Source organism: Pseudomonas canadensis (genome assembly GCF_000503215.1).
In the GTDB taxonomy this organism is placed as follows: domain Bacteria; phylum Pseudomonadota; class Gammaproteobacteria; order Pseudomonadales; family Pseudomonadaceae; genus Aquipseudomonas; species Aquipseudomonas canadensis.
The window spans coordinates 347077-358992 of the sequence record NZ_AYTD01000017.1; the positions used below are offsets into that span (position 1 = coordinate 347077).

At 60.6% G+C, this 11916-nt stretch carries 12 protein-coding genes; 6 read left to right on the forward strand and 6 right to left on the reverse strand.

All coding sequences use genetic code 11. The features are described from left to right. Nucleotides 1–17 precede the first annotated feature (17 nt). Nucleotides 18–488, reverse strand: coding sequence for an Lrp/AsnC family transcriptional regulator (locus U367_RS0120345; protein ID WP_010207358.1), 471 nt, complete (start codon nt 486–488; stop codon nt 18–20). Between the two features lie 127 nt (nt 489–615). On the opposite strand from U367_RS0120345, the gene U367_RS0120350 reads away from it, so the two are divergent. From U367_RS0120350 to U367_RS0120375, 6 genes are all read left to right on the forward strand, one after another. Continuing rightward, nucleotides 616–954 carry a hypothetical protein gene (locus U367_RS0120350; RefSeq protein WP_028618382.1) on the forward strand — a complete coding sequence of 113 codons (339 nt, stop codon included), beginning with the start codon at nt 616–618 and terminating at the stop codon, nt 952–954. Between the two features lie 84 nt (nt 955–1038). Beyond that, nucleotides 1039–2718 carry a GspE/PulE family protein gene (locus tag U367_RS0120355; RefSeq protein WP_028618383.1) on the forward strand — a complete coding sequence of 560 codons (1680 nt, stop codon included), beginning with the start codon at nt 1039–1041 and terminating at the stop codon, nt 2716–2718. A gap of 77 nt (nt 2719–2795) precedes the next feature. Then, nucleotides 2796–3716, forward strand: coding sequence for an SPFH domain-containing protein (locus tag U367_RS0120360; RefSeq protein WP_010207363.1), 921 nt, complete (start codon nt 2796–2798; stop codon nt 3714–3716). A gap of 10 nt (nt 3717–3726) precedes the next feature. Next, nucleotides 3727–4173, forward strand: a complete 447-nt coding sequence (locus U367_RS0120365) for an NfeD family protein (RefSeq protein ID WP_016978979.1) — start codon at nt 3727–3729, stop codon at nt 4171–4173. Nucleotides 4174–4242: 69 nt separating this feature from the next. Next, entirely contained in the window at nt 4243–4557 is a 315-nt protein-coding gene (locus U367_RS0120370) for a DUF2388 domain-containing protein (protein WP_003176799.1), read from the forward strand. A gap of 270 nt (nt 4558–4827) precedes the next feature. Further along, complete coding sequence (locus U367_RS0120375) at nt 4828–5970, forward strand: DegT/DnrJ/EryC1/StrS family aminotransferase (protein ID WP_028618384.1); 1143 nt, start codon at nt 4828–4830, stop codon at nt 5968–5970. 126 nt (nt 5971–6096) lie between these two features. On the opposite strand, the gene gcvH is transcribed toward U367_RS0120375, so the two are convergent. The 5 genes from gcvH to U367_RS0120400 form a co-directional block, all read right to left on the reverse strand. Then, nucleotides 6097–6480 (reverse strand): glycine cleavage system protein GcvH, encoded by a 384-nt coding sequence (gene gcvH, locus U367_RS0120380; RefSeq protein WP_028618385.1) that lies wholly within the window; start codon nt 6478–6480, stop codon nt 6097–6099. Nucleotides 6481–6533: 53 nt separating this feature from the next. Next, on the reverse strand, nt 6534–7616 hold the full coding sequence (gene gcvT / locus U367_RS0120385; protein ID WP_028618386.1) for a glycine cleavage system aminomethyltransferase GcvT: 1083 nt from the start codon (nt 7614–7616) through the stop codon (nt 6534–6536). Nucleotides 7617–7772: 156 nt separating this feature from the next. Further along, nucleotides 7773–9389, reverse strand: coding sequence for an ABC transporter permease (locus U367_RS0120390; RefSeq protein ID WP_028618387.1), 1617 nt, complete (start codon nt 9387–9389; stop codon nt 7773–7775). A 139-nt stretch (nt 9390–9528) separates the two neighbouring features. Further along, a complete protein-coding gene (locus tag U367_RS0120395) occupies nt 9529–10533 on the reverse strand; it encodes an extracellular solute-binding protein (RefSeq protein WP_028618388.1) in 1005 nt (334 codons plus the stop codon). A 160-nt stretch (nt 10534–10693) separates the two neighbouring features. Continuing rightward, nucleotides 10694–11911, reverse strand: a complete 1218-nt coding sequence (locus U367_RS0120400) for a 2-octaprenyl-3-methyl-6-methoxy-1,4-benzoquinol hydroxylase (protein ID WP_162834931.1) — start codon at nt 11909–11911, stop codon at nt 10694–10696. Nucleotides 11912–11916 lie beyond the last annotated feature (5 nt).

The window sequence follows — 11916 nt, forward strand, 5'->3', positions numbered from 1 at the left end:
TCGCTACCTCCAGCCTGTCAGCGCAACACTGGCAGGCTGGTGGTGGACTTGATCTCCGACAACGCCACAATCGAATTGACCTCCTGAATCCCCGGCACCATCGACAACTTCTCGAAGAAAAACCGCTCGTACGCCTCGATATCCGAGGTGACGATACGCAACAGAAAATCCACCGCCCCCATCAGCACATAACACTCCAGCACTTCCGGAAACCCGCGAATCGCGTCGGTGAACTCGGTGAAGTTGGAGCGGCCGTGGGCGTTGAGTTTGACCTCGGCAAAGATCTGCGTGTTGAGGCCGATCTTCTTGCGGTCCAGTAACGTCACCTGGCCGCGAATTACCCCCTCTTCCTTGAGACGTTGAATACGCCGCCAGCACGGTGACTGGGATAAGCCGACCTGCTCGGCGATCTGAGCACTGGACAGCGAGGCGTCCTCCTGCAGCAAGGCCAGGATACGGCGGTCGTAGGCGTCCAACTCACTGTGCATATAAATACCCTAAATGGTGCTTGTCTTGAATTGATCAATTCGATTAATCCTGAAAAAGCCTCATCTTAGATAAGAAATCTCCGTTGGCGAATGTAAAAATTTCTTCAGTCGAATCTGGAGCTTTCCCATGCACGCCGTTGAAACCACCCACCCTATTACCCGCGTCGATGCGTGGGCCGTCACCAGCGTTCATTGCCAGGCGCATTACCGGATCGTTGCCGAGGCGGAGCCTGATGTTTTGTGCCGAGTCCTCAACTATTTCGCGCTGCAATTCCTCACGCCGCGACAGGTCATGGTGAACCGGGAAGGTGATCTGCTGAACATCGACATCATGATGGACGGCCTGAGCTGGCACCGCGCGCAAGTGATCGGTGAAAAGATTCGAAACCTGATCAGCGTGTGCACGCTGGATGTGTGGTCGGCTGACTCCATGGGGCCTCAAGCGGTGGTGGCGGTCGCCCAGTAAAAGCCTGCAATACACGCTGGGAGGCAGATATTCAGGGGCTGGCTAGCCTGGGATTTACACCCACTGCCACCCAGGAAAACCTTCATGCCGGTTGATCAACGATTGGAACTGCATCAGCTGTTGCCGGCTTTGGTCGAAGGGCGGCTGATCACGCCTGAACTCGCCCACCGCTTGTCGGCGCTGCCGGCCAGCAACACCCAGCATCCACTAGAGAGCATCGCAGCCCAAGGCGCATGCCTGGAAACCCTGACCGAATGGCTCGCCCAGCAGGCCAGGCAACCTTATCTGCGCATCGACCCGTTGAAGATCAACGTGGCGACAGTGGTGCCGCTGATGTCCCACGCATTCGCCCAGCGCCACGCCATCCTCGCGGTGGCGGTGGATGCGCAAACCGTTACCATCGCCAGCGCCCAGCCCCATGTCACCAGCTGGGAAGCCGGGCTTGCGCAGGTGCTCAAGCGCTCGATCAAACGCGTGGTCGCCAATCCCCAGGACATTACGCGCTGTATCGATGAGTTCTACCGACTGGCGAAATCCGTCAGCAGCGCCGATCAAAAGGTCACGGCGCCTGGCAATGTCGACCTGCTCAACCTTGGCGCCAGCGACCAGGAACCGGATGCCAACGACGCGCACATCGTTAATATCGTCGATTGGCTGCTGCAGTACGCGTTCGCCCAGCGCGCCAGTGATATCCACGTCGAACCCTGCCGTGAACAAGGGCGTGTGCGGTTTCGCATCGACGGGCTGCTGCACGACGTCTATCAATTTCCGCCCCAGGTGACGATGGCCGTCGTCAGCCGCCTGAAAAGCCTGGGTCGCATGAACGTGGCAGAAAAACGCAGGCCCCAGGACGGACGGGTCAAGACCAAAAGCCCGGCGGGCGTGGAAGTTGAGCTGCGCCTTTCCACCTTGCCCACGGCGTTTGGCGAGAAGCTGGTAATGCGGATTTTCGACCCGCAGGTCCTGCTCAAGGGCTTTGACCAGCTGGGTTTGTCGGCTGATGACCAGCAACGCTGGCAATCCATGACACGCCAGACCCACGGCATCATCCTGGTGACCGGTCCGACCGGTTCGGGCAAGACCAGCACGCTCTACACCACGCTCAGGCAACTGGCGACCCGGGAGGTCAACCTATGCACCGTGGAAGACCCGATTGAAATGGTCGAGCCGGCGTTCAACCAGATGCAGGTGCAGCACAACATCGACCTGACCTTCGCCAGCGGCATCCGCGCCCTGCTGCGCCAGGACCCGGACATCATCATGATTGGCGAGATCCGCGACCAGGAGACCGCCGAAATGGCGATCCAGGCCGCACTGACCGGGCATCTGGTGCTGTCGACCCTACATACCAACGACGCACCCAGCGCCATCAGCCGTTTGCAAGAACTGGGCATTGCTCACTATTTGATCAAGGCCACGTTATTGGGGGTGATGGCGCAGCGGTTGGTGCGGGTTCTGTGTCCTCACTGCAAGCGGACGCTGGGTGAGGTCCATGAGGCGGTCGGATGCGTGGAATGTCGACACAGCGGTTATCGGGGCCGAGCGGGTATTTACGAAATCATGGTGCTGAACCAAGCGCTCAAGATGCTGATCACACCCGGCGCCGATGTACAGGCCTTGCGCCAGGCGGCGATTGCCCAAGGTATGTGCAGCCTGCGCATGGCTGGCCTGCATAAGGTCGAGACGGGGCTGACCACGATGGCGGAAGTGTTACGAGTGACACCTGGGGATTCGGTAACAAATCCTTTGTTTGATGAGCAGTGAAACCGTTCTTATCGGTGACAACACCGTTACAATCGGCCCAACGTCGTTTCACTGACACATTCAGATAGGGAATCGCTATGCAGATCGGAACCGTACTGCTTCTTTTCGTGGGCTTGGCCATCGCCATCCTGTTCATGGGTTTCAAGGTCGTCCCCCAGGGTTACCAGTGGACAGTCGAGCGTTTCGGCCGCTACACCAACACCCTCAAGCCTGGCCTGAACATAATCATCCCGGTCATGGACCGCATCGGTCGCAAGATCAACGTGATGGAAAGCGTGCTGGATATCCCGCCCCAGGAAGTCATCACCGCCGACAACGCCACCGTGCAGATCGACGCCGTGTGCTTCTTCCAGGTGGTCAACACCGCCCAGGCCGCGTACGAGGTCAACAACCTCGAACACGCCATCCGCAACTTGCTGCAAACCAACATCCGTACCGTGCTCGGTTCCATGGAGCTGGATGCCATGCTCAGCCAGCGTGACGGCATCAACGAAAAACTCCTGAAAACCGTGGACGAAGCCACCGCACCGTGGGGCATCAAGATCACCCGTATCGAGATCAAGGACATCAGCCCACCTGCCGACCTGATGGCCGCCATGTCGGGCCAGATGAAAGCCGAGCGCATCAAGCGTGCGCAAATCCTTGAGGCTGAAGGCCTGCGAGCGTCGGCAATCCTGACCGCCGAAGGCAAGAAGCAAGCGCAGATCCTGGAGGCCGAAGGTAGCCGACAGGCGGCATTCCTTGAGTCCGAAGCCCGTGAGCGTCAGGCCGAAGCCGAAGCCCGCGCGACCCAGGTGGTGTCGGAAGCGATTGCGTCGGGCAACGTGCAAGCGGTCAACTACTTTGTCGCGCAGAAATACATCGATGCGCTGGGCAAGCTGGCATCGGCCAACAACAGCAAGGTCATCCTGATGCCGCTGGAAGCCAGCCAAGTGATCGGTGCGGTCGGCGGTATCGGCGAAATCGTCAAGGCAACGTTCGACAACAAGAAAGGCTGAGGCCAGCGCCATGTGGGATTTCCTGCAGCATCTGTCGTTTTGGGATTGGCTGGCGCTGGGTACGGTCCTGTTGATTCTTGAAGTATTCGGCGCCGGTGGTTACCTGCTGTGGATGGGCATCGCCGCGGCAGCCGTGGGCGTGATCAAGTTCCTGGTGCCGCCTTTGGGGCTGGAGTGGCAACTTCTGTTGTTTGCCGTGTTGTCGATCCTGACAGCCGTGTATTGGTGGAAGCGCCAGCGCAGCAGTGCCAAAGCCAGCGACCAGCCGGGCCTCAACGAACGCGGTTCGGAATTGATCGGCCGCACATTCATGGTGCATCAAGCGATTGTGGATGGCCGGGGCAAGGTAAAAGTCGGTGACGGCGTGTGGATGGTGACGGGTCCAGACAGTCCCGTAGGCGCTCAAGTCCGGGTGGTTGGCCAGGATGGTGTGGTGTTAAGGGTTGAAACTGTTTAGTCAGTGATGGAACTCGGTTGGGTTAACTACAATCATAAAGTACAGATAACCCACCCGGAGTCACCCATCATGCGTCTCAAATATGCTGTCGCAACCCTTGCTGTGCTTTCCCTCCCAGTCGGTTCAGCCATGGCCGACAGTTTCTGGCGCAATGTCATCTCGTCGGGCGCCACTACCGGCTCGACGTACCTGACCTTCAAGGACCATAAGCTGGTGGTCGCTGCGCAAGACGACGCAGGCAGCTTTGTTGCCAGCGACGGCGGCATCCGTGGCCCGTACCTGGAAGCCGCCATGCAGAAAGTCCGCGCCGACAACCCTGGCCTGCAAGCCACGGATATGGAGCTGGCCAACGCCATCCTCGCGAAAAACGCCGTTACCGAATAACTCGGGTTTAGTAAAAAATACCGCTTTGAACAGCGGTATTTTTTTGTCTTCAATTCCTATGATCATCGCGGCTGAGCACTACGTAAGCATTCCTGCTTTCACAGCTGATAAAGCCCGGTAGAGAATGCCGCTGTTGAAGCGGCATTTTTTTGCCCGGACGGTGACGATTCATTCACAGGCGACAGGCTATATTCAGTCAAGCCGTGCAACCATGCCGGTACTGATACCTCGCCTACTCATCGCCAATCTGAAACGGATGCCTTCGTCGTCATGAGCCAACAGCCCTTCCTGCCGTTCTCCAAACCCACCATTGATGAAGCCACCATCGCGGCGGTCGGCGATGTACTGCGCTCGGGCTGGATCACCAGCGGGCCGAAAGTGCAGGCATTCGAAGCTCAGCTGTCGGAATACTTTGGCGGCCGGCCGGTGCGCACCTTCAACTCGGGCACCTGCACCATGGAGATTGCCTTGCGCATTGCAGGGATCGGGCCTGGCGATGAAGTCATCACCACGCCGATCTCCTGGGTTGCCACGGCCAACGTGATCCTGGAAGTCGGCGCCACGCCGGTGTTTGCCGATATCGACCCGGTCACCCGCAACATCGACTTGGCCCAGTTGGAAGCCGCGATTACCCCACGTACCAAGGCGATCATCCCGGTTTACCTGGCCGGCCTGCCGCTGGACATGCCGATGCTGTATGCACTGGCGAACAAGTACAACCTGCGCATCGTCGAAGACGCGGCCCAGGCACTGGGGTCGAGCTGGGATGGCCAACGCATTGGCGCCACCGGTGATTTCGTGTCGTTCAGCTTTCAGGCCAACAAGAACATCACTTCTTCCGAGGGCGGTTGCCTGGTCTTGAACAACGCCGAAGAAGCGCGGCTGGCGGAGAAGTATCGCCTGCAAGGCGTGACCCGCACCGGCTTCGATGGCTTGGATGTGGATGTGCTGGGCGGCAAATTCAACATGACCGACATCGCCGCAGCCATTGGCTTGGGGCAGTTTGCCCATATCGAGCAGATCACCACGCATCGCCAGCACCTGGCGCGGCACTATTTCAAATGCTTTGGCAGTGATTTTGAAGAGAAGTACGGCGCACAACTGCCACCAGCCGACTTCGAAAACAGCAACTGGCACCTGTTCCAACTGGTGCTACCGGAACGCCAGGACGGCCAGCCGGCCCGCGCCACCTTCATGGAACAGATGCAGGCCCACGGCGTCGGCATTGGCTATCACTACCCGCCAATCCACCTGCTGAGTCTTTATCGGGCACAGGGCTTCAAGGAAGGCATGTTCCCGGTGGCGGAAAAAGTCGGTCGTTTGATTGTGTCGTTGCCGATGTTCACGGCGATGACGGAGGCGGATGTGGAGCGGTCGGTGGCAGCAGTGAAAGCGGTTCTGAAAGCGAACTAAGCACTCACAGCTGACACAATCCAATGTGGGAGCGGGCTTGCTCGCGAAAGCGGTGTATCAGAAACACATTCAGTGACTGACATTCCGCTTTCACGAGCAAGCCCGCTCCCACAGTGGGTTTTGCGTTTACTCGCCGATGGCGGCTTTGTAGCCAGCAGCATCCAGCAGTTTTTCCAGATCAGCCGGGTTGCTTGGCTTGAGCTTGAAGATCCACGCGCCGTACGGGTCGGAGTTCAGCAGCTCAGGGCTACCGCTCAGTTCCTCATTGACTGCAATCACTTCGCCGGCAACCGGGGCGTAGATATCCGAAGCAGCCTTCACCGACTCAACCACACCCGCCTGGCCTTCGGCTTCAAACGTAGCGCCGACTTCAGCCAGCTCAACAAACACCACATCACCCAACGCTTCCTGAGCATGGTCGGAAATACCGACGGTCACGGTGCCGTCAGCTTCCAGGCGTGCCCATTCGTGGCTTTCGGCAAAACGCAGGTCGGCAGGGATATCGCTCATAATCTGTGTCCTCAAGAAGTAATGTCAGCGGCCATTGGCCTGCCGGAAATAGGTTAGATCAAGGTTTTGCCATGGCGCACGAAGGTCGGTTTGACCACTCGAACCGGGTACCACTTGCCGCGGATTTCCACTTCGGCCCGATCAGCGGTTGCCGTCGGTACTCGCGCCAGGGCAATGGATTTGCTCAGCGTAGGAGAGAAACTACCACTGGTGATCTCCCCTTCGCCAATATTGGCGATACGAACCACCTGGTGAGCGCGTAAAACCCCACGTTCTTCCAGTACCAGCCCGACCAGTTTGAACTGCACACCCGCCGTTTTTTCCGCTTCCAGCGCGGCGCGGCCGATGAAATTGCGCTCGGCCGGCTCCCACGCAATGCTCCAGGCCATGTTCGATGCCAACGGCGAAACCTCCTGATGGATGTCCTGGCCGTAGAGGTTCATACCGGCTTCCAGGCGCAGAGTATCGCGAGCGCCGAGGCCAATGGGGGAAATACCGGCGCCCACCAGATCGTTGAAAAAGCCCGGCGCCTGATCAGCCGGCAGGACAATCTCCAGTCCATCTTCGCCGGTGTAACCCGTGCGTGCGATAAACCAATCGCCATCGGCCTGGCCTTCGAAAGGCTTGAGCTGGTGAATCAGCGTGCTGCGAGACTGCGTGACCAACTCGGCGATCTTCTGCCGGGCGTGGGGGCCTTGGATGGCGAGCATGGCCAACTCAGGGCGTTCATGCAGCTGCACCTGGTAATTGCCCAGTTGCGCGTGCATCCAGGCCATGTCTTGGTCACGGGTAGCAGCATTCACCACCAGCCGATAAGCGGCTTGCGTGCGGTAGACAATCATGTCGTCCACCACGCCGCCCTTTTCGTTGAGCATGGCGCTATACAACGCACGGCCGCAGCCATGCAGACGTTCGACATCGTTGGCCAGCAGGTACTGGAGCCATTCCTTGGCCTGGGGGCCGGTGACATCGATCACGGTCATATGAGATACATCGAACACCCCGCAGTCGCGTCGCACCTGATGGTGTTCTTCAACTTGCGAGCCGTAGTGCAGAGGCATATCCCAACCGCCAAAATCGACCATTTTCGCGCCGAGGGCGAGATGCAGGTCATACAGAGGCGTACGCTGTCCCATGGGTTTCTCCTTCCGGGCGTGGCGAAGGTGCGCGGAGCTACTGTTCGTGCTGAACGCCTTGAATTACAAGGCCTGCAGCCACGCCCAGCGACCCGCTCCGAAAGACGAAGCGCACCGAATGCCGCGCATTGTAGCCGCAAGCTGTAGGACTGGCACCTAACCGATTTGCCGGGCGGAGCGTCGAATCAGCCCGATCACCGGCAACAGGCCGACCAGCACCAGTGTCAACGCGGGCAGAGAAGCCCGTGCCCATTCGCCTTCACTGGTCATTTCAAAGATCCGCACCGCCAGCGTGTCCCAGCCGAACGGGCGCATCAGCAGGGTCGCGGGCATTTCCTTGAGCACATCGACGAAGACCAACAGCGCTGCACTCAAGGTCCCCGGCAGCAGCAACGGCAGATACACTTTGCAAAACAGTCGCGGGCCGCTGACGCCAAGGCTGCGCGCTGCCTCCGGCAACGAGGGCCGGATGCGCGCCAGGCTGTTTTCCAGCGGCCCATAGGCCACTGCCAGGAATCGCACCAGATACGCCAGCACCAGCGCCGACAGGCTACCCAACAGCAAGGGCTTGCCCGCGCCGCCGAGCCAGCCGGACAACGGCACCACCAGTTCACGGTCCAGATAGCTGAACGCCAACATGATCGACACCGCCAGCACCGAACCGGGCAAGGCATAACCGACATTGGCCAGGCTAATGCCGGAGCGGATCGACCGCGTCGGTGCCAGCCGATTGGCGAAGGCCAGCACCAGCGCCACACTGACCGTGATCAAGGCGGCGATCCCGCCCAGATAAAGCGTGTGAACTATCAAGCCGGAGTAGCGCTCATCCAGATCGAAGCGACCGCGCTGCCAGAACCAGGCGACCAGTTGCAGCATCGGGATGACAAAAGCGCAGGCGAACACCAGCCCACACCAACCACTGGCCGCCGCCGCCTTGAACCCGCGCAGGTGATACAGCGCCTTGCCCCGTGGCCGCTCGTTGCTCGGCCGGCTGGCGCCGCGTGCTCGGCGCTCGCCATACAGCACCAGCATCACCACCAGCAGCAACAGGCTGGCCAACTGGGCGGCGCTGGATAGGCTGAAAAAGCCGTACCAGGTCTTGTAGATGGCTGTGGTAAAGGTATCGAAGTTGAACACCGAGACCGCACCGAAATCCGCCAGGGTTTCCATCAATGCCAGGGCCACCCCGGCCCCAATCGCCGGCCGCGCCATGGGCAGGGCCACATGCCAGAACGCTCGCCACGGCGATTGCCCCAACACCCGCGCCGCTTCCATCAGGCCTTTGCCCTGGGCCAGGAATGCGCTGCGCGCCAGGAGGTAAACGTAGGGGTAGAACACCAGCACCAACACGATGATCACTCCACCGGTGGAACGTACCCGTGGCAGCCTCAAGCCGCTGCCGAACCATTCGCGCAGCAAGGTTTGCACCGGGCCGGAGAAATCCAGCAAGCCGACAAACACAAAAGCCAGGACGTACGCAGGAATGGCAAACGGCAGCATCAACGCCCAGTCGAGCCAACGCCGACCGGGGAACTCACAGAGGCTGGTCAGCCAGGCCAGGCTCACGCCCAGCAGGGTCACGCCGACACCGACACCCAACACCAGGGTCAGGGTGTTGCCCAGCAGGCGCGGCATCTGGGTTTCCCAGAGATGGGACCAGATTTGTGCGTCGATACTTTGCCAGGACAGCAACAGCACACTCAGCGGCAGCAGCACCAGGGCGGCGACGGTGAAGACCGGCAGGTACCAGCGGCGTTGGGCGGGGTGGGCCAAAGTCAGTTCTCAGAGAGTGAATAGCTTGAAAACAGCACAATCGAATCTGGGAGGGGGCTGCTGCGCAGCCCAGCGCGGGGCAAGCCCGCTCACCACAGCAAGCCCGCTCCCACATTTCGATCTGCGGCGTTTTACAAATTTAGTTCCAGCCAGCTCGATCCATCAACCGGATCGCCTCGGCCTGGCGCTTGCCCGCCACTTCCACCGGCAAGGTGTCCGCCACGAACTTGCCCCAGCTCGCCACTTCCGCCGACGGCGGCACGGCCGGGTTGGCCGGGAATTCCTGGTTCACGTCGGCAAAGATCTTCTGCGCCTCAGGCGTGGTCATCCACTCCACCAGTGCCTTGGCGGCTTCCGGGTGCGGAGCGTGTTGGGTCAGGCCGATGCCCGATAGGTTCACGTGCACACCACGGTCACCCTGGTTCGGCCAGAACAGTTTTACCGCCAGGTCCGGCTTCTGCTTGTGCAAGCGACCATAGTAGTAGGTGTTGACGATGCCCACGTCGCATTGCCCGGCGTTGATGGCCTCCAGCACGGCAATGTCATCGGAGAACACGTCGGTGGACAGGTTGTTCACCCAACCCTTGACGATCTCTTCGGTCTTGGCCGCGCCATGGGTTTCGATCAGGGTGGCGGTCAGCGACTGGTTGTAGACCTTTTTCGCCGTGCGCAGGCACAGGCGGCCTTCCCACTGCTTGTCGGCCAAGGCTTCGTAGGTGGTGAGGTCACCCGGTTTTACCCGGTCGGTGGAATAGGCGATGGTCCGCGCGCGCAGGCTCAGGCCGGTCCAGGTGTGTTTGGAAGAACGGTATTGCAGGGGGATGTTCTTGTCGATCACCGGGGAGGTGAACGGTTGCAGGATGCCCATTTGCTCAGCCTGCCAGAGGTTGCCGGCATCGACGGTGAGCAGCAGGTCGGCGGTGGCGTTTTCGCCCTCGGCCTTGATGCGCTGCATCAGCGGGGCTTCCTTGTCGGTGATGAACTTCACCTGCACGCCGGTTTTTTTGGTGTAGGCATCGAACACCGGCTTGATCAGTTCGTCGATGCGCGAGGAGTAGACCACCACTTCGTCGGCGGCCTGCACGGTGGTGCTGCCGATCAGGGTGAGTGCCAGGGCAGTCAGGAGGCGCTTGGGTGCCAACATGGGTGCGGTCTCTCATTTGCAAAAAGTGGGCAAATGATAAGGACTCACATTTGGTAGCGCTCGGTGGAGGCGTTACCAGATGTTGCATGGCCGGGATTTGCAGTGCGGCTTATGGCCTCATCGCGGGCAAGCCGGCGCCCACAGGGATCGTATTTCAATGTCAGGGCTTGGCCAGCTCCGGCAGATCCCCGCTCAGCCCCAGCGCCTGGCGCACAAACACGGCCTTGGCTTCGGGCATTTGATCGACCATCTTCAATCCGGCATTACGCAACCAGCGCAGCGGCAGTTGATCGGCCTGGAACAGTCGCTCAAACCCTTCCATTGCCGCCATCAACGCCAGGTTATGCGGCATGCGTCGACGCTCGTAGCGGCTCAACACCTTCACATCGGCCAGGCGCTCGCCGCGCTCGGTTGCCGACAACAAGACTTCAGCCAATGTCGCCGCATCCAGGAAACCCAGGTTCACACCCTGCCCCGCCAAGGGATGGATGACGTGAGCCGCGTCGCCAATCAACGCCAGGCCTTCGGCCACATAGCGCTTGGCGTGGCGCTGGCGCAGTGGCACGCAGACGCGCGGGTCGGCGCTTACCACCGTACCGAGCCGCCCCTCAAAGGCGCGCTCCAGCTCATAGCAGAAGCTTGCATCATCCAGCGCCATCAAGCGCTCAGACTCAGCAGGCGTGGTCGACCAGACGATCGAACACCAATCCTCCTGACCATCGCGCACCAGCGGTAAGAACGCCAGTGGGCCGGTGTCGGTAAAGCGTTGCCACGCAGTGCGCTGGTGCGGCTGGCTGCTGCGCACGCTGGTGACGATGGCGTTATGCAGGTAATCCCATTCGCGGGTCGCGGTGCCGGTCAGGCGGCGCACGGCGGAGTTGGCGCCATCGGCCGCCACCACCAGCGGCGCGCGTAACGTGCGGCCGTCAGCCAGGGTCAGCAGCCAGTCATCGCCGGAACGGCGCATCTGTTCCAGGCGCGCATTGGCCAACAGGCCCAGGTCGCAGTCGTGCAGACGGTCGAGCAGCGCATCCTGCACCACGCGGTTCTCGACGATATGCCCCAGCACCTCGGCATGCACGCTGGCGGCCGAAAAGTGAATCTGACCGGTGCCGCTGCCGTCCCACACCTGCATCTCGCCGTAAGGGCTGGCGCGGCGCGACACAATGCCGTCCCACACGCCCAGGCGCTCAAGGATGCGCTGGCTCGCGGCCGACAAGGCGCTCACGCGCGGTTCGAAAGCGGCCTCGCGGTCGAACGGCTTGACGCTCAGCGGGCTGCCGTCGAGCAGCAGCACCTGCAGGCCACTGCCCTGTAACGCCAGCGCCAGGGCGCTTCCGACCATTCCGGCCCCGACAATCAGCACATCTGCGCGCATGTCCA

Coding starts and splice junctions, on each gene's coding strand:
- U367_RS0120375 (WP_028618384.1), top strand. CDS start 4,828: ATGAGCCAACAGCCCTTCCTGCCGTTCTCCAAACCCACCATTGATGAA.
- U367_RS0120365 (WP_016978979.1), top strand. CDS start 3,727: ATGTGGGATTTCCTGCAGCATCTGTCGTTTTGGGATTGGCTGGCGCTG.
- gcvT (WP_028618386.1), bottom strand. CDS start 7,616: ATGGGACAGCGTACGCCTCTGTATGACCTGCATCTCGCCCTCGGCGCG.
- U367_RS0120370 (WP_003176799.1), top strand. CDS start 4,243: ATGCGTCTCAAATATGCTGTCGCAACCCTTGCTGTGCTTTCCCTCCCA.
- U367_RS0120350 (WP_028618382.1), top strand. CDS start 616: ATGCACGCCGTTGAAACCACCCACCCTATTACCCGCGTCGATGCGTGG.
- U367_RS0120360 (WP_010207363.1), top strand. CDS start 2,796: ATGCAGATCGGAACCGTACTGCTTCTTTTCGTGGGCTTGGCCATCGCC.
- U367_RS0120355 (WP_028618383.1), top strand. CDS start 1,039: ATGCCGGTTGATCAACGATTGGAACTGCATCAGCTGTTGCCGGCTTTG.
- gcvH (WP_028618385.1), bottom strand. CDS start 6,480: ATGAGCGATATCCCTGCCGACCTGCGTTTTGCCGAAAGCCACGAATGG.
- U367_RS0120345 (WP_010207358.1), bottom strand. CDS start 488: ATGCACAGTGAGTTGGACGCCTACGACCGCCGTATCCTGGCCTTGCTG.
- U367_RS0120395 (WP_028618388.1), bottom strand. CDS start 10,533: ATGTTGGCACCCAAGCGCCTCCTGACTGCCCTGGCACTCACCCTGATC.
- U367_RS0120400 (WP_162834931.1), bottom strand. CDS start 11,911: ATGCGCGCAGATGTGCTGATTGTCGGGGCCGGAATGGTCGGAAGCGCC.